Origin of the sequence: Asticcacaulis sp. SL142 (assembly GCF_026625745.1) — a bacterium.
Lineage (GTDB): Bacteria > Pseudomonadota > Alphaproteobacteria > Caulobacterales > Caulobacteraceae > Asticcacaulis.
This window is the reverse complement of record NZ_CP113061.1, coordinates 3,137,293-3,156,750: the sequence shown is the minus strand read 5'-3', so window position 1 is coordinate 3,156,750 and position 19,458 is coordinate 3,137,293. Positions and strand designations below refer to the sequence as shown.

The following is a 19,458-nucleotide window of genomic DNA, read 5'->3' as shown; positions in this document are numbered from 1 at the left end:
ACTGTTAGATGCTCAGCATCAATGACATTTCAGAAGCTTATGGAACGCAGTTCGCGGCGTCCTCGACCCTGTACGCGTCGGTTATCGACGTGTCTGAACATAACCTGCCGGCTAAGTACGCCATGATGTCGTACCGCGCCGGAACTTTACGGCCCGCCCACCGGAATCTTCCCGGCGGCGGCGACCCGCAAGGCCCGCAGGCTTAACCGCCGGACGTTGAAGCTTATCCCTTCGACGTTCGGTCTTCAGACCGGAGTCGGAGGAAAGCAAATGGCTGGACATCCCCAGATCCGCACCAGATACATCACGGCCGTCGGTAGTGGCCTCGTCACCACGGCGCAACGCATAGCGCGCGACGATAACCCGCACATTGTCGCTGTAAGTGACTTTTATCAGCTCAAAGACATCGATATCAAAGCACCCGATCTCAACACCCTGCGTCAATTGATCGAAGGCGAAGACTGGGACAGGTTCGAGGCGACCCACCTTGTCCCCTCGCGCCAGCCAGACGCCTGGTTCGACGGCCTGAAAATGGACGGGGCCAGCCTTGATGATATCATCGCCCGGATGTCGCCCTATAAACTCAGGATGCAGCGGCTCAAGGCGCTGGGGCGGAGCCTCGGTTATGATGCAAGCCCTAAGTCCGCCCGCAATGACGACCATCCGCCGAACGAAGCGCCGCCAGACCCGTTTGGCGACCGCATCGCCCATAACCGGATCTTAGGCTGGGCGCTGGGTACGACCAAAAACTATCAGGTCTATCTGAGGCGTAAGACGGCGGGCCTGCGTCAGGCCAAGGCCCGAATCCATGCCATCTGGGTCATCAGCGCGGTCCTCAGCCTTATGGCCATAGGCCTGGTCAATCTGTGCAGCCACCTGTGGAAGCCCGCCCATTTATGGCTGCCACTGCTGGCCATAGCGGGGGCTCTGCTCTTTATCGGCACCTTTACCGGCCTGATGATCCACACCACCTGTAAGGAGGTCCTGCGGCAGCAGACCGAACTTAAAAATACGGTCACCGGCACCATCCGCGAACTGCACCTTAAGATGGACGCGTTTCTTAAGGCCCGCAAAGCCGATATGGAAAAGCTGTATAAGGCCTGCATCGACGAGTGCGAGCACGCCCGCGACGATAGCTGGGCGGAACAGACGCCCGCGCACTGGCCGCTGCGGCGCAAGCGCTGGGCCGAAGTGGCTGAATATATCAACCACCGCCGCCGGGTCGAGGACAGCTATGTCGATACGGTCAGCGAATTCATACCCATCGCCTATGCCGGCCTGACCGCCAAGGCGATCTATAAGGCGCACTTCATCCGCTTCTGGCTGAGACGCGACGCCATCGGCCACGGTATTCAGGCGGGCGGGGGTCTTCTGATCCTCAGTGCGACGATCTTGTCCTTACTGGCCGCCTCAGATGATCTGACCCGCGTACTGATGCCGCTGATGGTCGCGACCTTGCTCACCCTGACCTTTATCTACGCGACCCTGAAAACGCGCCAACTGGAGGGCCTGGTGCGGACACCCGAAGGTACTGACATCATGATGAGCAACCTGAGTACGGTCACACCGGACGATGATCCGAACCCCACCAGCCCACTGCCGGAACATCTGCGCCTCGACGCCATCCGTCAGATGCGTGATGACGACCGGCGGCGTTAGGCGGCCTTCAACGTCCGCGCAAATAAGGCCATGGTCCGCTCCCACGCCAACTTAGCCGCGTCAGGCTTAAAACGCGGGGTGGTTTCGTTATTAAAGCCATGTTCGGCGTTTTCATAGGTATAGGCCGCGTAGCGCACTCCGGCGACCTTAAGCGCGGTTTCATAGTCCGGCCACGTCGCATTGACGCGCGTGTCGTTGCCGCCCATGTGGACCAGCAGTTCGGCCTTGATCTTAGGCACATCAGCCAGCGGCGCGGGCGATCCGTAAAACGGCACGGCAGCTTTGAGCGTGGGGATGCGTGTGGCCAAAAGATTGGCAATCGCCCCGCCGTAGCAGAACCCGACCACCCCGACATTACTATTACTGCCCGACATCGTGCGGGCATAGACTGCGGCGGCGACAAAGTCGTTGCGGGTTTTGGGCTGATCCAGTTTCTGGAACAGGGCGCGGGCGTCGTCTTCATTGCCGGGATAACCGCCCAGCGTGGTCAGGGCGTCGGGCGCCAGCGCGATATAGCCGTCGAGCGCTACCCGGCGCGCAATGTCTTCGATGTGCGGGTTAAGCCCGCGGTTTTCGTGGACGACCACCACAACCGGCAGCTTGGTTTTCACCGAAGCAGGTTTGACGAGGTAAGCCTTGATCGTGCCATTGCCGTCAGGCGAGGGGATATCGACGCGGGTGGTGGTCAGGCGGCTGTCATCGGCGGCGGTTTGGGCGCGGGCAAAGTCGGGCGCCAGGGCGGAAAGTGTGGCGATCGCACCTGCGGCACCGGCGGTATATTTCGCGGCACTTTCTAAAAAGCCGCGCCGGCTGATAACGCCGTGCACATACTGGTCAAAAAGCTGGAGCACTTCGCGCTTAAACGGCGGCGTGGCATCATCGGTCATTCCGGCCTCTCCTGTGTGTTTGCCGGTGAGGTTACGGGGTTTTGACGGGCATGGCTATGGGGATTTTACGCGTTAAATATCTGCCTTATCGTCGCCACCGGCAGAAACAGACGCAGCGGCTGAGATGGCAAGGGCTGAAAGCCATAGCCCTGATATAGCGCCAGTCGTTTGGCCACCCGTTCAGGATCGCCGCAATCCAAAACATCCAGAATAACTACGGCAAGGCCCAGATGTTCTGAGGCTTTCAGGATGCGCACCAAGGCATCCGCCAGCAGGTCGCCGCCGTAACCGCCCCCGGAAAATCTGACATCGCGCCCGATCATCGAGATATAGGCGGCGGGGATGCGGCCATGACCAGGCCGGGTGCGCGCAAAGGGTTTCGGCAGATCCTGATAATCGACGGCATGGGCATTGAGGGCATAAAAGCCGATCACCGTACCCTCGGGATCCGTCATGACGAAAACCCGCAGATTGTCGGCCTTCGACAGCTTGCTGGCGGTCTTTTTGAAAAAGTTATCCACCGCCTCAACACCACACGAAAAAGCCGCCCGATCATGTGTTTGGGGATCGAGCGGCGCGATGACGTAGTTCGGCCTATCCGGTTTTGGCATTACTCAGAGATGACCGTATCTTTGTGGCGCTGGAATGCGGCTTTCAGCGCTTCGGTCGGGGCCGCCGGATTATCAAGCGCCGCAAAAAACAGCTCGTGGTCGGCGGGTGCTAACAGCGTGCGTTCATGGGCGGCAATGGTGGCCAGAGCCGACTGGTAGGCGGCGCTTAAGGTAAAGGCGGAATCGTCAACGCCAGATAAGGCCGCCGCCCGCTGAATGGCTTTTTTGATCCGCGCTTTGGTGCGGAAATTCATCCGCTCACTGTTCGGCTCATCGATTTCAGTAGTCGCATCATTGAAAGCTAACATCTGCCGCCTCCTTTGGCGCATTGATTAGCCAAATTTGTACGTCAAAATGGCGTACGAGTCAAGATGTGGGTTGCTAAGTTAAATATCTGACTCGACTAGCTATCAATTTCTTCTGCCCGTTTACGGGCGAGGAAATCGCCACGCTCCCTAATGGATGGGCTGCGGTCTGATTGAAGACGAGTAATGGTATCGAAGATTTCTGGAAACCTGACCCGACATTCGATGAGCGCATCTGCGGCGATACGTCTAACCGCAGGGGATTTATCACACAGTCCTTCAAGGATCAGAGTGTTTTTGTCGTATTGCACCTTGAGGTCGCGCTGCGCGTAGCGTGTAATTCTTCTGTAAATGTGAAAGCGCTTATCGATCCATTGTCTGTCAAAGCCTATCGGCCAGCTTGCGAAGCCATCTAATAGGGCTTTCAAGGCGGTAGCCCTTACGCTAGGGGCTATTGCGCCTCGTGCCAGACCATGCAGATAGGTGTCAAAACCATCGCTGCGTAAAATAAATCTTAGCTCAGTCCCAAGAGGTCCTGTTGTGGCGCGTGAATATCTTTCAGCCCATAGCGCCATAACATCTGTTCGATCGAAGAGGCTGTCGATAATCGATGCATCCTCTTGCTTCCACCTGCCCCAATACTTCCAACGCGAAATCAAATAGGGGGCTGCACCCACCACCACCTCTGGAGCAACCTTGGGGAAAATCTGTTTCGCGCAATATTGCGCCGTCACACGTACCGGCTGAACCCAGTCATTAAGTCTGTAGGCAATAGCGGCGAGGAAAAAAGGAGATTGCGGGGCCGTGTTGAAGCTGTGAAGGGCAGCTTCACGCACATAGCCATCGCGATGGAACAGATAAATATGAGCCAGTTTAGGCGTCTTTTTGAGTAAGGCTAAGGCTGAAATATCTGGCTGAAAAAGACTTAAAAGTGAGGTATTTGTGTGAGGTTGTCGGTGAAGCTTTGCAAGGTAGGCGATTGAGCTGTCAACCGCAGTTATTGCCTGCGCAGGCAGCGTGTCCAAATCTTTAATAAGGGCATCCAGTTGGGCCTCGACAACACGGCCTTTCGATAACGCCTTTCCGAAATCTATCAGAGCGGCTTGAATATTCAGGGGTAATACTGGGTTTCTGTTAGGCATGTTTACTCTGATTTGAATGGCTACTTTGTGGGGTATTAGGGTGGTAAAACCCCTACCCCCGCCCCAAGCCCGTGGCGGTCCAATAGAGGCCGCCCAGCAGGTGACTGAGATACTGCGGGTCGCGGTACATCTCGACATTATGCCCCAGCGTCGTCACAAACACGCGCGCGCCTTCATAGCTGTGATACCAGGCGATCGGGTGATCCTTACCCATGCCTTTGACGACCTGACCGGGCCAGATCTTGGTCGGATCATAGCTGGTCTCATCGACATTCAGCACCGGCGTAATCTTCACATTATGCGGGTTGGTGGTGGTGTAGAACTCATCGCTCCAGATCCAGCGCTCCGGCAATCCAAAGGTCGCCGGAAAGGTCTTATCGACCACCGTCACCACGCCGGTTTGCAGCATGGGATGGACACCCACAGTACGCCCAACCAGCTTTTCATACCACGGCCAGCTATCCGCCGGTAGGGCAATGGCAGCGCGGTGCACGACCATGACATGGCCGCCGGCGCGCACATAGGCGTCGAACTTCGCCCGATGATCGACCGATAAATCCTCGGTCGGGGTGTTGAGCAACATAATGGCCGCATAGGGCTTAAGGTCCTGATCCAAGCCGTAAGCATTGTGGCTCCACACCATCTCAAAATTATGGAGTTTGGCCATCCGCTCAAGGCTTTCGCGCGCGACGGGGACATACTCGTAATGGTATTTGCTAGGCATACCGATCACCAGCACCTTGAACTGCGTGTCTGCCCACGCCGCTTTTGGCGCCATGATCGCCGCCGCCATGCCTGATATAATCGCCCTGCGCTGCATGTTTTTATCCCTCGGTTTATTGTTACCCTATAGGATAACAACCACCGCCCCCGCGCAATGCCGCTATTTCATCCGTTGTATCGGAACGGCGATGATTTCACCGTATGTCTTTACGGCGGCTTGAACGTCATCGCGCTGGACAACCCGTTTATAGTAACCATTTAACGCCAGATCATAGGTCGTACTGGCCGGAGCGTCCTGATATCCCTGAAGGCTCATAAGTGTTGCGTTGCGGGTCTTCGGATCTTTGATATGTGATATGATAAGCTCGGCCAGCCTATCCGCATCCTGCGCACAGACCAGCGCGACGGATGCGGGCAAATAGGCGGCAGAGACATTTTCCGGTTCCAGCATCCGATTGAGGGGCGCCTTAATCTTATCCGTCTCCCCAAGTTGAGCGCTGGCGCAGATAAACATAGCCTCACTGGCCATCTTACCGTAGATGTGCGCGGATTTGGTATCGGTGCGGCTAACAACTTTGAGCGCCTCTGCGGGACGTGACTGGCTGAGGTAGAAACCGCTCAGATTGATCATGCTGCCTATAGAATCTGTACCATTTTCTTTTGCAAACTGAGACGCTTTGATAAACGCCTTTTCGGCATCATCGTATCGGCCCAATTGACGCAACAATTGAGCGCGAGTATCCAGCGCCCAGTCATAGCTGTCTTTGAGGTCATCAAAGGGGGGCTTATCTTTCGGTGCGGCTTCAATCTTTGTCAGTTCTGTATCAAGGATAGCCAGGGCTGCCGCTGTGCGGTTCTGTTCCATTAAGGCGTTGACCAGCCGCAATATATCGCCGAGGTTACGGGGATTAGCCTTGATCGTCGCACGATCTTCGTCGAGTTCGTGTTCGAGTGCTGTTTCAATGTCTGCGGCGATTACCGTACGCAGAGACTGGTAGCGTTTATCCACTCTCAACATGATAAGATGTTGCGGCGTTGTAAATGCGTTGGCGATGGCTTTGGCCTTGTCGGTCTGGCCATCGCTGACATAAATTTCCAGCAATTCAAACCATAGATCCTCGGCACTGTCGTGGCCTCGAGATATAATAGGGATGGTATGTAAGGCTTCGAGCAAACTTTTATGCGCGGTTTTATCATTCAATGACCGGCTCGTATAGATGAGGCCGAACACCAAAGACGGGTTGGACTTGAGCACTGCGTCCGGAAACTGTCTGGCCAGTTGGGTGTAAGATTCAACGGCCTCAGCCTGATTATCTGTCAGCATGGCCAGACCGGAACGCATCATCCAGTATCCGGCGGTCATGGGTGTCCCTTTCAGGGCCCCGGCCTTATCAAGGGAGGCCTTTGCGTCAGTATAGGCGGCGAGATCATACTGGTAGGCCGCCAGTTGGATATAGAGGTCGCGTCTGATATCTACGAACAGCCCCGCAAAATCCGGGTGCGCGGTTATCTCTTTGAGTGTTGCGACCACCCCTACGGTGTCATCGGCTTTGGCATATTTCGACATTTGCAGGAACAGGCGCGTCATTTCCAATGTCGGGCCAGATGATTCAGGGTGCGGTTTTGCCGGTGTGTCCGCCTGAGTTTGAGTTTGTGTCTGAGGCGGATGGACCTGCACTGCCTGAGCGGTATGAAACGGCGCAAAAGCGCTCCCAATGACAGCCGCCGCCGTCAAGACCGAAAGATTTCGCTGCATAGAAAACGCCCCCATAGTTTGCGGTATGATTATGTGAGCACGCGCCGTTTGTCACGCGCTGTATTTAAATCCCCCTAAGCCTGACCAGATGGCTTTCGGCGGTGGTGGCGAGGCTGTGCAGGCCGTGCTCAAGGAAGATTTCCTTGGCGGCATCAAGGGCGTAGGCCGCCTGCGCGCGCTCCAGCATAAAGCCAGTGATGTCGCCACGCGTCACATAAAGCTTGCCCAGATTGGTCTGAAGGATCGCCCAGTCAATGGGGTCTTCGAGCGGGCGTGTGGCCCGCAGCTGCTCCTTAAACGCCCGTTCGGCATCATCCAGCGCCTTAAGGTCGCCGGTGGCTTCGGCACGTTGCGCCAGACACGACGCCCGCAGGCTCATCAGCCGCGCTCGTATCCCCAGGCCCTTTTGCAAAGGCCGCTTGAGCGCCAGATCATAGACGGCCAGCGCCTTGTCAAAAATGTAGTCAGCGCCGGTCAGGGTCGCCAGCACCTCTAAGCCCCGCGACAGGGCCATCTTATGGCACACCCAATCGAGCGGGCTGTGCTCATAGACCATCAGTTCGTCTTCGGCACTGAGTAACGCGATGCCAATGGATACCGCTTCGGCATTGCCTTCGATCTGGCTCTGATGAATGTGGGCTTCGGCCAGACGGGTAACGATGGCGGCAAAGGTGACGGGCTCATAGGCCGGATCAAGGCGGGCGCGCACGGCCTCAAGATCCTTGATGACCGCACCCAACAGGCTGGAATCCTGACGGTCGATACCGACCGCCATCAAAAGGTCGGCGCGCTCCAGACGCGCCTGTGCGGCCCAGATTTTGTCACGGTTGGTCTTGGTCAGGCGGACCTGTTTGTCGAACTTTTCCACGGCACGGTCGATATGGGCCATGGCACCCAATGCGGCATCCAGTTCGCCCACCCCTTCGCGCAGGGCCAGACGCGCACCCAGCATCCCTTCAACCAGCGACAGGCGCGCATTAAGCACCGGATCGGCGGGGCTGATGCCCGCCATAGCGACGCGCCCTTCGGCCAGCAGGCCTTCGGCGGAGGTAAGAAGTTCTGCGGTCTCAAACAGGTCAGCACCGGTCAGGCAGGTCAGGGCCTGCTCCAGCACGGCCTGCACGGCCTGGGCGATGGTCTTGGCGTCTTTGCCGGCGGACTCAGCGGCGGCGGCGGCTTTGCGCATGGCCAGCGGGTCGCCGGTGCGGCGGGCATATTCGCGCCAGATAACCGCGGATTCGATGTGGGGATCAAAGCGGTTCTTGGTCGAGACGCGGCCGGCCTCTATGTCAAGGCTGCGACCCTGAGAGATCAGCAACTCAAGATTCAGCAACTCGTACAAGCTGGAGTCCGATTCAAACCGTCCCTGATTGCCGAAAATACGTCTTAACTCGCGACCAAATTCAAACATCGATATCCCCGCAGGCCGTCAGGACACGGATTACGTCTCATAAGGGGACGCCGTGCCAAGCCTCACGCCGGGAATTGCAAACCCCGCGCCGGATTAGCGGCCTGCGCCATAATCCTTGGCCATTTGCCGGTAGATGTCGAGCAGATTGTTGGCGTCATAGCGCCCACCTACGGTTCGCGCGCGGGCCGGAGCTGGTGCGGACGGTGTAGACCCGGGGGCTTCGGCGGCATTGAGGCCCTGGGATATCAGGTTGGGGCGTGGGCCTTCGCCAGCGTTGTGGCCGAACCGGTCAAACACGGCCTCCTGATGGCGGGTCGGCTCCCAGATATAGGCGCCCCAGCCGTTTGGGTGGGCATGGACGATATCGTTGACATAACGCTTACGGCTGGAATATTCGGCCACGAAAAACCCGTGGTCGGGGTAGCGTTTGGCGTATTCGGCAAAGGTGCGTTCCCAGTCGCCTTCAGCCGCCTGCTGGTAGCACGAAAAGCCGGTGGCATCGAAGCGCACACCGCGACTGATCAGGTTATCCATCCAATTCTGCACGATCGGCCAGTGGCGGCCCAGATGGTTGTGCACGGCAGTTTTAGCGTCAGGCGCCGCATCATAACAGGCCGCTAATCCGGCCTTGAGGAACTGCGCGAACACATCAAATCCGCCCGCGTTCTCGACCTTCATATGGTTGCCGTCGGTGATCGGATTGCCGGTCGGAATAGTCAGCGGCACCCGCCCCTGCGGCCACAGCGTCCCAAAGGTCGTCTCATTGCCGATCAGTATCAGGTCGGGCGATACGCCCGCCTTAGCCATAGCCAACAGACTGTCGTGGGTGTGGCGATAGACGGCGTCGATCAGGCCTTTGGTGTCCAGTCCCGCCCAGGCCGCGGGGACGTTCTGATGCTCAGGGTCGGCCCAGGTATCGCTGTAGTGAAAGGTCAGGGAATAGTGCAACCCTGCAGCCTTGATGCGCTTGGCAAAGGCGATGGTTTGATCGATGCCGCACCATTTTTTGTCAGGATGGCGCTTGGAATAGCCATTTTCGGGGTTCACAAACAGTCGCAGTTTGATGGCGTTGAAACCGGCGGATTTCAGGATCTCCAGCGGGTCTTTTTGGACGCCATCCGCGAAATAAATCGCCCCTTCGGCTTCGTCCTGCGGTATCCACGACACGTCCGCCCCGATCAGGAACGGCCACGGGCGTTTGGTGGTGGCCGCGTACGTGGGCAAGGCGCTGAGGGTCGACAGCCCTGCGCCCAAGCCCAAAGCGCGCGTCATCTGGCGGCGGTTGATGCCTCTGTTGCCCATGCGATCCTCCTGAGATCAAATGTGATTATTTTTGATCAATGGTGACGCGTTTGACGACACTTGGCAAGAGGGCGATTTAATGCTTCGGGGTTTGAAGTTTGGCGGGATTACTGATACTGCGGCACCATGCAAACAGAATCTTTAAATTACGAAATCAAGTTTTACCCGCGCGGTCCGAAAAATACCGAGTGGAAAATATGGCCTACCGGCGGCGGCGTGGCCGCAGCCACCGGCGTTGCGGGCAGCTTTACCCTGGCCGAACGCGATGCCAAAAAAGCGCTCGAACGCCTGACCGGCAAGGGCGTTTAGACGCCTTTACCTAACAAACACAAAAGCCTCCGAAGTCACCTTCGGAGGCTTTTCTTATGGAGTAACCGAACCGGTTAAGAGTTCAGGTTGGCCGGGGTATTACCGCGCTCGATGGTCAGGGCAATCAGCTTGTCCCAGGCCAGCAGCGAGATCAGGTGCGCATAGATATGGGTCAGGGCACCATTGTCACGCAGAGCCACCAGCTTATCGGCGGGCAGCGCATTGAGCTTTTCTTCGTCGACGCCGAAATATTCAGCGATCTTTTGCGGCTCGCCCGGTGTGCCATCCGGATTTTGCGGACGGTAAACGGTTTCGCGCGGCGACAACAGGTCATAATCCTTCAGCAGGTTGACGAAGGATTCCGTGCGACGGCGCTCAGTTTCAAAGTCAGTGCAGAACTTCATGGCGTTTTCAACAAACGCAGATGCCTTGCCTGCCTCAAAGAACGGCACATCCGGATTGTTGGTGGTGACCATGGAGGCGCCGGTGTCAACGCACAGGATCATGCGCTCCTGACCTTCGTCATTGGCGAACACGAACGGATAACGGCGGGCAAAAGCCGGCAGGTAAGCGTCCGAACGGAACACGCCCGCATCGGACACGAACACGTTCTGGCCTTGGGTTAAGCCCATAGCGGCGACCGGCATACGGCTTTCGCCGATGAAGACGATCGGATAGCTCAGAGCGGCGGCCGGAAATTCGGCCACGGTCAGCGGCACGACATTGGTTTCGGCCACGAACGCGTGGGGGGTCGTTGAGGCGCTGATGCCGAGGTTGGCATGAAGCTCAGGGCTCAGGGGCTCAGGGGTTTTGTAAAACAGGACGCTTCCGGTCAGTTGGGCATCTGCTAATGGAGTTTGTTCCATAGTGGCTCTTTATCTGGGCTTAAGGTAAAAACAGTAGGAAATCGCTTCTAGCGCATGGCACGGCTGTGGGCAAGCCAGGTAACAGCCAAGTTGAGTGCCGTGACGCGAAAACCCCAAATACGACCTTCCCTCCTCCCTTGCGAAGCGGGGGAGGTGCCGAGTTAACGAGGCGGAGGGGGCACTCGCGACGCTTGCCCCTCATCCGGCCCGCCATCTTCGATGCCAGCCCACCTTCTCCCCGTGAAACGGGGAGAAGGAAGTTTTTTAAAACCGGTAGCTCAACCCCGCACGCAAGTTACGGCCCGGCTGAACCAGGATATCCTTATTGAACGACGCATGTTCACGCGCTTCTTCGTCAAAGACATTGCGCACTTCGGCAAACACAGACACGCCCTCAAAACGCGCCACCTTATAGGCGGCAAACAGGTTGACCAGCGTATAGGAATCGGTCGGCAGTTCCTGTTCGGTAAGGCGATCCTGTTCACCGGCGTAGCGGGCCTCAATATGGGTCGTCCAGCGCGGATCGGTATAGGACACCTTGCCCGTCACGCTATAGGGCGGGATGCGCGCCACCGGCCCCAGATCGCTGTCGCCATGCACATAGTCATAGGTGGCATCGAAGCGGACGGTCTTATCGCCGCGCGCCCACAGATTGATGCCGCCCTCAAGCTCAAGGCCGTAGAAATCAGCATCGGTCTGGACATACTGATAGACCGGCAGTGCGTCCTGTTCGGCACCCGTGGGGCGCAGGTCGATGAAGTTATCGAACTTTGAGGTATAGACATGGGCATCAAAGGTGAAATCGGAATGCTCATCCATCAGCCAGTGACCGGTCAGCTCAAGGCTATAGCCCACTTCGGTATCGAAATCGGCATTGCCAATTTCATAAGACCCCGTCCCCGCATGAGGGCCATTGGCCAGCAGTTCGACATCGGACGGTGCGCGTTCAGACCGCGTCAGGCTGGCGCCAAAGAAGCTGTGATCGGAGGGCTTATAGAACGCGCCCAGCGAGGCCGAGGTGTTGGTGAAATCACGGTCAAAACCTGCGGAACTGATCTTTTTCTGATCGAGACGTAAGCCCCCTTCCACGCCCCAGTTGCCCTTATCGAGGCGGCCTTGAGAGAACACGCCCAGTTCCTTGGTGGTGCTCGACGGAACAAAGGCCTCAGCGCCGATGGCTTCAAAATCGCGGGTCAGGCCGTTGATGCCGATGACGCCGGACACTTCGCCCATGCCCTGACGGATCAGATTGGCGCGGAACTCCTTACCGTCCGACAGGAAACGGGTGCCGACCTCATCGCCTTCCAGTTCGGTGTGCTCATAGTCGGTATAGCCCGCCGCAAATTGCAGGCTGTTGAACGGGCCGGAGTCGATATTCAGGTGTGAGCGGAAATCATAGCGGGTTTGTTTCAAGTCGATACGGACAGGGCCTTCTTCCTCATGGCCCTCTTCGGCCTCGCCTTCTTCGTGTTCATGGCTGTGGCCCGGAACGCCGTACAAAGAATTGGTCTGCTTGGCGCTGAAGCCGATAAAACCAAAATCACCGACATAGCTCAGGCCCGCACCGTAAGATTCGAGATCGGTGGCTGAGTTGACTTGCGTGTCGCCGGTATCGGGCTCTTCGCCCTCAGCATCGGTCAGGCGGCGTGATTCCGGCCCGACCGGGGTTTTATAATCCTCAGTCTTGCGCTTAAGGCCATCCAGCGTCAGCACCCACGGCCCGTTACCGGCCTTGAGGTTAAACGCCCCCTGATAGCCCTCATCCACTGACGAGGCCTGCGCCGTCACCCGTCCGTCAAGGCCGTCCTTGGCCGGTGCCCCGGCAATACGGTCATCAATGATGTTGACGATGCCGCCGATGGCATTACCGCCATAGGTCAGGGCCGACGGCCCACGCAGAACCTCAATGCGCTGGGCTTCCAGAGGATCGGTGGCCGAGGCATGGTCCGGCGATACGGCTGAGGCATCGACCTGCCCCATGCCATTATTCAGCACCAGCACGCGAAAGCCATCCAGCCCGCGTATGATCGGCCGCGACGCCCCCGGCGCAAAACCGGAAGAACGTACCCCCGGCAGATCAGACAGCATATCACCTAAACCACGCGCTGGCATTTCATCGATCTGCGCCTGTTTCAGCACATCGACATTGGACATCAGGGCGTCTTTGGAGACCGCATAGGCCGAGCCGGTGACGACAACTTCCTTGACGGGCTCATCGGCATTTTGAGCCTGAACCTGTGATTGGGCTTGGGCCACGCCCGATAAGGCAATAAGTGAAATACCCGCGCTCAACGCAATTTTAAAAGACGATCCGGTCATGATAATGCCCCGTTACTAAATAACATTAACGCCCGTGTTATTTAATAACATAACCACTGTCAAGCCGTACCGTCAAGATTCATGCTGCATCTGCACAATTGCGCGACGGATCAGGAACCACTACATTGCTACTATGACTCAGCACGCCTGCGACCACGACCATAGCCACGACACCACAACCATCAATGTCGATGCGCGCCTTAAGGCCGCCGAAGCCCTGTGCGTGGCCTCCGGTGAGCGCCTAACCGCGCCGCGCCTGCGTACCTATGAGTTGATCCTTGGCAATAACGGGCCGATGAAGGCCTATGATGTCATTGACCGCTTTCACCCGGAAGGGGCCGCCAAGCCCCCGACCGTGTACCGCGCCTTAAGCTTCCTGGAGCAGATGGGCCTGATCCACCGGATCGAGAGCCTCAATGCCTTTGTGGCCTGCGCCACCCCCGCCAATGTCGACCATCATCACCCGCACACCGCGGCGTTCCTGCTGTGCGATTGCTGTGGCCAGAGCGAGGAAATCGCGACCTTAAGTCTGGCCGATATTGAGCATCAGGCCCAGCATCTGGGCTTTGAGGTTAAGCACATCACGGTCGAGGCCAAGGGCCGCTGCAAGACCTGCCGCTAGCTAAAATTCCCACTCAGTATTATGCCCTGCCGCGCACGGGAGTAGTTGCGCCTGCATCTAAAATAGTGCTAAGGCATTTTCCGCATCAAGAGTTGGGCCGACGCCTGACACCAACCTGCTCATCCGGCAAGGTGGTGCCCCCAAATGAATGGGGGGATGTGGCCTGACCGGCAAATACGGGATCACAGCCACACGTCGTTTCGCTCTTTTATAATCAGAAAGGGCGCTTAACATGGCCAATATTCCTCAACAATTCGCCAGCGACAACTATGCCGGCATCTGCCCCGAAGCCTGGGCTGCCCTGCAGGCCGCCAATGACGGCTCGGCGGTCGCTTACGGCAATGACGACTGGACGATCCGCGCCGCTGATGGCCTGCGCGCCCTGTTCGAGTCCGACGCCCAGGTCTTCTTCGCCTTTAACGGCACGGCGGCCAATTCGCTGGCGCTGGCGTCCCTGTGCCAGTCCTACCACAGCGTCATCTGCTCATCGTCAGCCCACGTTGAAACCGACGAATGTGGCGCGCCGGAGTTTTTCTCCAACGGCTCAAAGCTGTTGGTCGCCCCCACCCCGGACGGCAAGCTGACACCGCAGGCGATCCGGGATCTTGCCATCAGTCGCTCGGATATCCACTTCCCTAAACCGCGCGTGGTCACGGTCACCCAACCAACCGAAACCGGCCTTGTCTACACACCTGACGAATTGAAGGCCATATCGGCGACCTGCCGCGACCTGGGGCTTAAGCTGCACATGGACGGCGCGCGCTTTGCCCATGCCTGCGCGACGCTGAACTGCACCCCGGCAGATATCACCTGGCGGGCCGGGGTCGATGTGCTATGTTTTGGCGGCACCAAGAACGGCATGGCTGTCGGCGATGCCGTGCTGTTTTTTGACACGGCCCTGTCAGAAGATTTCGGTTATCGCTGCAAGCAGGCCGGGCAACTGGCCTCCAAGATGCGCTTTCTGGCCGCCCCGTGGGTCGGGATGCTGGAGAGCGGCGCGTGGCTTAAGAACGCGCAACATGGCAATGCCTGCGCCAAACGGCTGGCGGCACAGATTGAGCCGCTAACTGGCGTCGGGCTGATGTTTAAGGTTGAGGCCAATGCCGTGTTCCTGCGCGCGCCGGAGACGGTGTTGCAGGGCTTACGCGATCGCGGTTGGCTGTTCTACACCTTCATTGGCGGGGGCGCGCGTTTCATGTTCGCGTGGGATGCCAAACCGGAGCGCATCGACGAACTGGCCGCCGATATTCGGGACATCGTGGCTGTGGCCGCTACATAACTTTTACAACCAGCCCTTGTACTTAAACCACACCATCGGCAGCACCGCCGACAATACCATGGCCCCAATCGCCAGCGGATAGGCCACGGCCACATGCAGTTCCGGCATGTGCTCGAAATTCATGCCATAGATGCTGGCGATCAGGGTCGGCGGCAGAAAGGCCGCTGACGCCACCGACACGATCTTGATGATCGAGTTCTGTTCGATGTTAATCAGCCCCATGGCCGCTTCCTGCAAGTAGGTGATATTGCCGGTCACATAACCCGCATGATCGGTCAGGGACTGGGCGTCTTCGTGCAGAGACCTAAGACGGGCGCGAAAGACCTCAAGCTCAGCCGCATCGCCGCTGACCTGATCATCGCTTAAGGTCAGGGCATAGGTAAACAGACGCTGGAACGACAGCAAACTGTCGCGTAACTTGGCGATATCGTTCTGGTGCCTCCCCATCTGACGCAGCAGCTTATCCAGCCCGCGATTGGCCTTGGTGGCAAAAATCTGCGTCGAGATATCATCGACTCCAGCAGAGACCTTTTCGACCAGATCGGCGGTGCGATCGATCAGCACATCGAGCAGATTGGTAAGGGTCAGGGCCGCGCTCTCACATAAAGCGGGGGAACGGCTGATCTTATCGGAGAAAATACTGAACGATTGCGGATCAATATAGCGGATGGTCACCAGGCGCTCCCGCAGCAGGGCAAAGGTCACCGGCCCGCTTTGCAGATGCGGCTGACCGCCAAAAAAAACCACCTGAGCGGTCATGAACACCGCCCCGTCTTCGGTATAGAGCCGCGACGAGATTTCAATCTCACTCATGTCCTCGCGCGTCGGAATACCAACACCCAGCGCGCCTTCAACAAACAGTTCCTCGTCGCGAGTCGGGTTATGCAGATCAAGCCAGGTCATGGCATTATCGATATCGCACCAGGCCGAACCAGCCCCCTGCTGCGGCTCTAAGGCGATCATCTCTTCGACCTCACGGCCATGCTCGATCGCGGCGCGCCGGTCTTCATGCGGCATATCACCGATAGACCTGATGATGGCAGTGTGGCCATCTTCGGAATCCTGGGCGCGGCTATAGATTTTCAGCATGACAGTCCCCTAACACGGCCAGCGGATTTAGCTGTCAGCATAGAGATAGGCACCGCCGCGCGTGAGGGCCTTTTGATAGCCCGGGCGGGCGCGAATGGCGTCCATATACCGGCGCACGGCGGTGATATCGCTCGTCACCTTAATCCGGGTCATGCCGGCCTCGACCGGGAAGCTCATGGCAATGTCGGCGGCGGAAAAGGCCTCACCGGCAAACCAGCCGCCGACCGACAGCGTGTCATTCCAGAAGGCCAGATGATCGGCCAGTTGCGGATCAACCAGCTTAGTTTGCACGCCGGTCGAGATCAGGCTGGCCACCGGACGCAGAAAAAATGGTATCTGACGCGGTAGCTGCCCGAACAACAGCTTGAGCAGCAACAGCGGCATGGCCGAACCTTCGGCATAATGCAGCCAGTAGGTATATTGCAACCGCGCCGGCGTGCCCGCCGCCGGACGCAGGGTATCATGGCCATAGGTATCGATCAGATATTCGATAATCGCACCGCTTTCGGCAATCACTCGGCCATTGTCCTCGACAACCGGCGACTTGCCCAAAGGATGTATTGATTTCAGCGACGCGGGCGCGCGCATATCCGGGGCGCGCTTATAGGTTTTGATGTCATATTCAAGACCCAGCTCTTCAAGCAGCCACAGGATTCGATGCGCTCTGGAGTTTTCGAGATAATGTACGGTAATCAATGTCTGAAACCTCCGGGCCGCCATCTTGATTAGATAAAGCAGGCCCAGCGTCCCGCCAAGCGCCAACTTACGCGCAACGGTAAAAACCGTAGCACGTCGGTATGGTTATCTATGTGAAGGGGTTCCGCTTTAAGCGGCTTTTTTAGCGTCGGTCTTGGTGGACTTCGCAGACGCTACCTTTTTGTCGGTCTTTGTTTTATCAGCTTGAGCCTTATCGACCGTTTTGCCGGATGACTTAGCCGTGCTCTTGTCCGCCAGTTTCTTGGACACCGATTTGGTGTCGGCCTTCTTGGCGTCAGATTTCTTGGACGCGGTTTCGGACTTCACCACCGCCTTGGTTTTCATCGCGGTAGGCTTATCGGATTTTTGGACTGGAATGGTCGGGGCGTCGATCAGATTCGCCGCCAGAAGCTTGGCCTCAATAGCGCGGGTATCGACCTTTTCAATCGCCTTCTTCTCGGCCACCTTGGCGTCATTGGCCTTGATGACCGCATAGGGCACGGGCCCGTTATCAGCCGATTGCTTGTCGTTGCCGCTAAAGGTCTCTGCAATCGAAGCCGTCAGGCTCTGGCCGATGTTCTGGCCTTTTTGGGCGGCGGCATAGATAAAACCATAGGTCGGATAGACCGAGGTGCCCAGATCGTTGATCGGCCCGTACCAGACCTTGACCTTGGACCAGTCGCCCTTGTCCGAGACATCGACCACGGTGACGTCTTTTTCGACCTGACCACGACGGCCATTGATCGGCGACCAGTTGGCGTGGGTGATTTGGATGATGCGGTCGGTGACCACTTGGGATACGACGGCGACGTGGCCGACCCGCATCTTACCTGTGGGTTGAAACACCAGAACGGCGCCCGCCTGCGGGGCCTGTCCTTTGTCGTACTTGCCGGAAGCTTTTTCCCACCAGGTCCAGGCATCGCCAAAAATCTGCATGCCGGTGATCGAGCGGGCGAAGGTGACGCATTGCCAGTAGGGCGATTTCTCAGCCGCCTGAGCCATCGGGGCGGCAGCCATTACGCCTGCGCACACCATAGCCAAACCGGCCTTAATTACTCGCGATACCTTAAATGCCTGCAACGCCTCACTCCACGGTAGTTAATCCAGTCGCGCATCTGATCCAAAAACCGCACTACACTTTTTGGGATGCACTTTAACACTCTGTGTCTTTGATACATCACATAAAATATTTTACAAATACTTTATGACTATCAAATGGGGAAAAGGTTAATTTTTATGAATAAACCCTTAACCGGACACCGCTTTAAGCCATAAAGCTTATTTTGATGTGCCTTGCAGGCGATAGTTGAGGCGATAACGCACCCCGTCACCGATATGGCGCACGACGTTGCGCATCGGATTTTCGACGACATGATGGGCCAGCATGGCGATGGGGATAATGGCCACAAATCCGCCCAGCCACCACATCAGCGGCAATGAGTCTTCGCTGCCCAAAATCATGCCTGCGGCCTTGGTAAACACCCACTTCCACGGCACATAGACCATATACATGGCAAAGCTGACATTGCCGAGATAGACCAGAACACGGTTAGACATAATGCCTTTACCGTCTGCCGTGGCCAACCCGCCGACCGACAGAATGAGTCCGCCCAAAGCCAGCACAACCAGCGCATCCGAGGTCATGAATGCGGTAGCACCCAAAATCACCGCCAGAGATACCGCAACCCCGCCAAGGGCTATGGTTTTGGATTTAACTGCCCCTGCCCGCCACGCCAGATACACGGCACAGCCCAGCGCAAAACACGGCACGATGCGCAGCGCCCCCCACATAAAGGTCGCACTGGTCAGACGGAACCCGGCCACGGCTTCAAAAGCCCAGTAAAGGATAGTCAGAAACGCTGCCGCCAATGCCACTGCGACGACGGGCCTTGATCTCAGGGCCCAGGTCACACTGGCAAAGACCGGAAACAGCAGATAGGCAAACCATTCCGCCGATATCGACCAGGACGGGTGATTCCATGATGCCTCCGGGGCCAGCCCCCACGCATGGACCATGAAAATCTGCGCCGGCAGTGACGCCCACGACGCCACATGGCTGTCGAGCGTCAGCCCCTTGACTGAGGCCGCGACCACCAGCGCCAAGGTGAACAAAAGGGTTGCTATATGCAGCGGATAGATGCGCGCCAGCCGGTTGACGATAAACTGCCCGTACTGAAACTTACCTGCCCCAAAGCTTTCCAGATAGACATGGCACAGGATAAAACCCGACAGGATGAAGAACAGATCGACCCCCAGATAGCCGCGCGCAATGATCCACAGCGGGGCGGCGCCTTGCAGCAGCGGCCAGTAGCTGAACAGGATAACCCAGACGGCGGCAAAAAAACGCAGACTGGTCAGGGGCTTGAGATAATCGGACACGGTATTCTACCTTGCTTCGTTTAGATGCCCCTTTTACCGCAAAGCCATGAAAAAACCCTGAAGCCGTTCAGCTTCAGGGTTAAATCGTCGGATTTCTCAGCAA

19 protein-coding genes and 1 riboswitch are annotated in these 19,458 nt (G+C 57.4%); of the genes, 5 read left to right on the top strand and 14 right to left on the bottom strand.

The window, feature by feature from the left end:
- Positions 1-8: 8 nt before the first annotated feature.
- Together OVA03_RS14415 and OVA03_RS14410 are read left to right on the top strand one after the other, a co-directional pair.
- Positions 9-206 carry a hypothetical protein gene (locus OVA03_RS14415; protein WP_267525737.1) on the top strand — a complete coding sequence of 66 codons (198 nt, stop codon included), beginning with the start codon at positions 9-11 and terminating at the stop codon, positions 204-206.
- Positions 207-270: 64 nt separating this feature from the next.
- Positions 271-1,659: a hypothetical protein gene (locus OVA03_RS14410; RefSeq protein WP_267525736.1), complete on the top strand. Its 1,389-nt coding sequence runs from the start codon at positions 271-273 to the stop codon at positions 1,657-1,659.
- Here OVA03_RS14410 and OVA03_RS14405 read toward each other — a convergent pair.
- The 8 genes from OVA03_RS14405 to OVA03_RS14370 form a co-directional block, all read right to left on the bottom strand.
- Positions 1,656-2,546: a dienelactone hydrolase family protein gene (locus OVA03_RS14405; RefSeq protein WP_267525735.1), complete on the bottom strand. Its 891-nt coding sequence runs from the start codon at positions 2,544-2,546 to the stop codon at positions 1,656-1,658. The two genes, OVA03_RS14410 and OVA03_RS14405, sit on opposite strands and share 4 nt — an antisense overlap.
- Before the next feature lie 65 nt (positions 2,547-2,611).
- The gene (locus OVA03_RS14400) at positions 2,612-3,157 is read right to left on the bottom strand and encodes a GNAT family N-acetyltransferase (protein WP_267525734.1); all 546 of its coding nucleotides are present in this window, start codon (positions 3,155-3,157) and stop codon (positions 2,612-2,614) included.
- Positions 3,157-3,465 carry a DUF1778 domain-containing protein gene (locus tag OVA03_RS14395; protein ID WP_267525733.1) on the bottom strand — a complete coding sequence of 103 codons (309 nt, stop codon included), beginning with the start codon at positions 3,463-3,465 and terminating at the stop codon, positions 3,157-3,159. Before OVA03_RS14395 ends, OVA03_RS14400 begins: the two co-directional genes overlap by 1 nt.
- A gap of 95 nt (positions 3,466-3,560) precedes the next feature.
- Complete coding sequence (locus tag OVA03_RS14390) at positions 3,561-4,604, bottom strand: hypothetical protein (protein WP_267525732.1); 1,044 nt, start codon at positions 4,602-4,604, stop codon at positions 3,561-3,563.
- A 52-nt stretch (positions 4,605-4,656) separates the two neighbouring features.
- Complete coding sequence (locus OVA03_RS14385) at positions 4,657-5,424, bottom strand: ThuA domain-containing protein (protein ID WP_267525731.1); 768 nt, start codon at positions 5,422-5,424, stop codon at positions 4,657-4,659.
- 63 nt (positions 5,425-5,487) lie between these two features.
- Positions 5,488-7,083: a tetratricopeptide repeat protein gene (locus OVA03_RS14380; RefSeq protein WP_267525730.1), complete on the bottom strand. Its 1,596-nt coding sequence runs from the start codon at positions 7,081-7,083 to the stop codon at positions 5,488-5,490.
- 64 nt (positions 7,084-7,147) lie between these two features.
- Entirely contained in the window at positions 7,148-8,494 is a 1,347-nt protein-coding gene (locus tag OVA03_RS14375; protein ID WP_267525729.1) for a hypothetical protein, read from the bottom strand.
- Between the two features lie 93 nt (positions 8,495-8,587).
- Positions 8,588-9,796: a glycosyl hydrolase 53 family protein gene (locus OVA03_RS14370; protein ID WP_267525728.1), complete on the bottom strand. Its 1,209-nt coding sequence runs from the start codon at positions 9,794-9,796 to the stop codon at positions 8,588-8,590.
- 126 nt (positions 9,797-9,922) lie between these two features.
- On the opposite strand from OVA03_RS14370, the gene OVA03_RS14365 reads away from it, so the two are divergent.
- The gene (locus tag OVA03_RS14365) at positions 9,923-10,105 is read left to right on the top strand and encodes a hypothetical protein (protein ID WP_267525727.1); all 183 of its coding nucleotides are present in this window, start codon (positions 9,923-9,925) and stop codon (positions 10,103-10,105) included.
- Between the two features lie 74 nt (positions 10,106-10,179).
- Here OVA03_RS14365 and OVA03_RS14360 read toward each other — a convergent pair whose 3' ends face one another.
- Both OVA03_RS14360 and OVA03_RS14355 read right to left on the bottom strand, forming a co-directional pair.
- Complete coding sequence (locus tag OVA03_RS14360) at positions 10,180-10,971, bottom strand: SapC family protein (protein ID WP_267525726.1); 792 nt, start codon at positions 10,969-10,971, stop codon at positions 10,180-10,182.
- A 264-nt stretch (positions 10,972-11,235) separates the two neighbouring features.
- On the bottom strand, positions 11,236-13,290 hold the full coding sequence (locus tag OVA03_RS14355) for a TonB-dependent receptor (RefSeq protein ID WP_267525725.1): 2,055 nt from the start codon (positions 13,288-13,290) through the stop codon (positions 11,236-11,238).
- A gap of 133 nt (positions 13,291-13,423) precedes the next feature.
- Here OVA03_RS14355 and OVA03_RS14350 point away from each other — a divergent pair, with 133 nt between their 5' ends.
- Together OVA03_RS14350 and OVA03_RS14345 are read left to right on the top strand one after the other, a co-directional pair.
- On the top strand, positions 13,424-13,912 hold the full coding sequence (locus tag OVA03_RS14350; RefSeq protein ID WP_267525724.1) for a transcriptional repressor: 489 nt from the start codon (positions 13,424-13,426) through the stop codon (positions 13,910-13,912).
- A gap of 77 nt (positions 13,913-13,989) precedes the next feature.
- A riboswitch (SAM-I-IV-variant riboswitch) is annotated at positions 13,990-14,100 on the top strand.
- Positions 14,101-14,144: 44 nt separating this feature from the next.
- A complete protein-coding gene (locus OVA03_RS14345) occupies positions 14,145-15,191 on the top strand; it encodes a threonine aldolase family protein (protein WP_267525723.1) in 1,047 nt (348 codons plus the stop codon).
- A 3-nt stretch (positions 15,192-15,194) separates the two neighbouring features.
- Here OVA03_RS14345 and OVA03_RS14340 read toward each other — a convergent pair whose 3' ends face one another.
- From OVA03_RS14340 to OVA03_RS14325, 4 genes are all read right to left on the bottom strand, one after another.
- Positions 15,195-16,280 carry a magnesium transporter CorA family protein gene (locus OVA03_RS14340; protein ID WP_267525722.1) on the bottom strand — a complete coding sequence of 362 codons (1,086 nt, stop codon included), beginning with the start codon at positions 16,278-16,280 and terminating at the stop codon, positions 15,195-15,197.
- A 27-nt stretch (positions 16,281-16,307) separates the two neighbouring features.
- A complete protein-coding gene (locus tag OVA03_RS14335) occupies positions 16,308-16,976 on the bottom strand; it encodes a glutathione S-transferase (protein WP_267525721.1) in 669 nt (222 codons plus the stop codon).
- Between the two features lie 129 nt (positions 16,977-17,105).
- A complete protein-coding gene (locus OVA03_RS14330; RefSeq protein ID WP_267525720.1) occupies positions 17,106-18,056 on the bottom strand; it encodes a CHAP domain-containing protein in 951 nt (316 codons plus the stop codon).
- A 198-nt stretch (positions 18,057-18,254) separates the two neighbouring features.
- Positions 18,255-19,355 carry an acyltransferase family protein gene (locus tag OVA03_RS14325; protein WP_267525719.1) on the bottom strand — a complete coding sequence of 367 codons (1,101 nt, stop codon included), beginning with the start codon at positions 19,353-19,355 and terminating at the stop codon, positions 18,255-18,257.
- Positions 19,356-19,458: the final 103 nt, after the last annotated feature.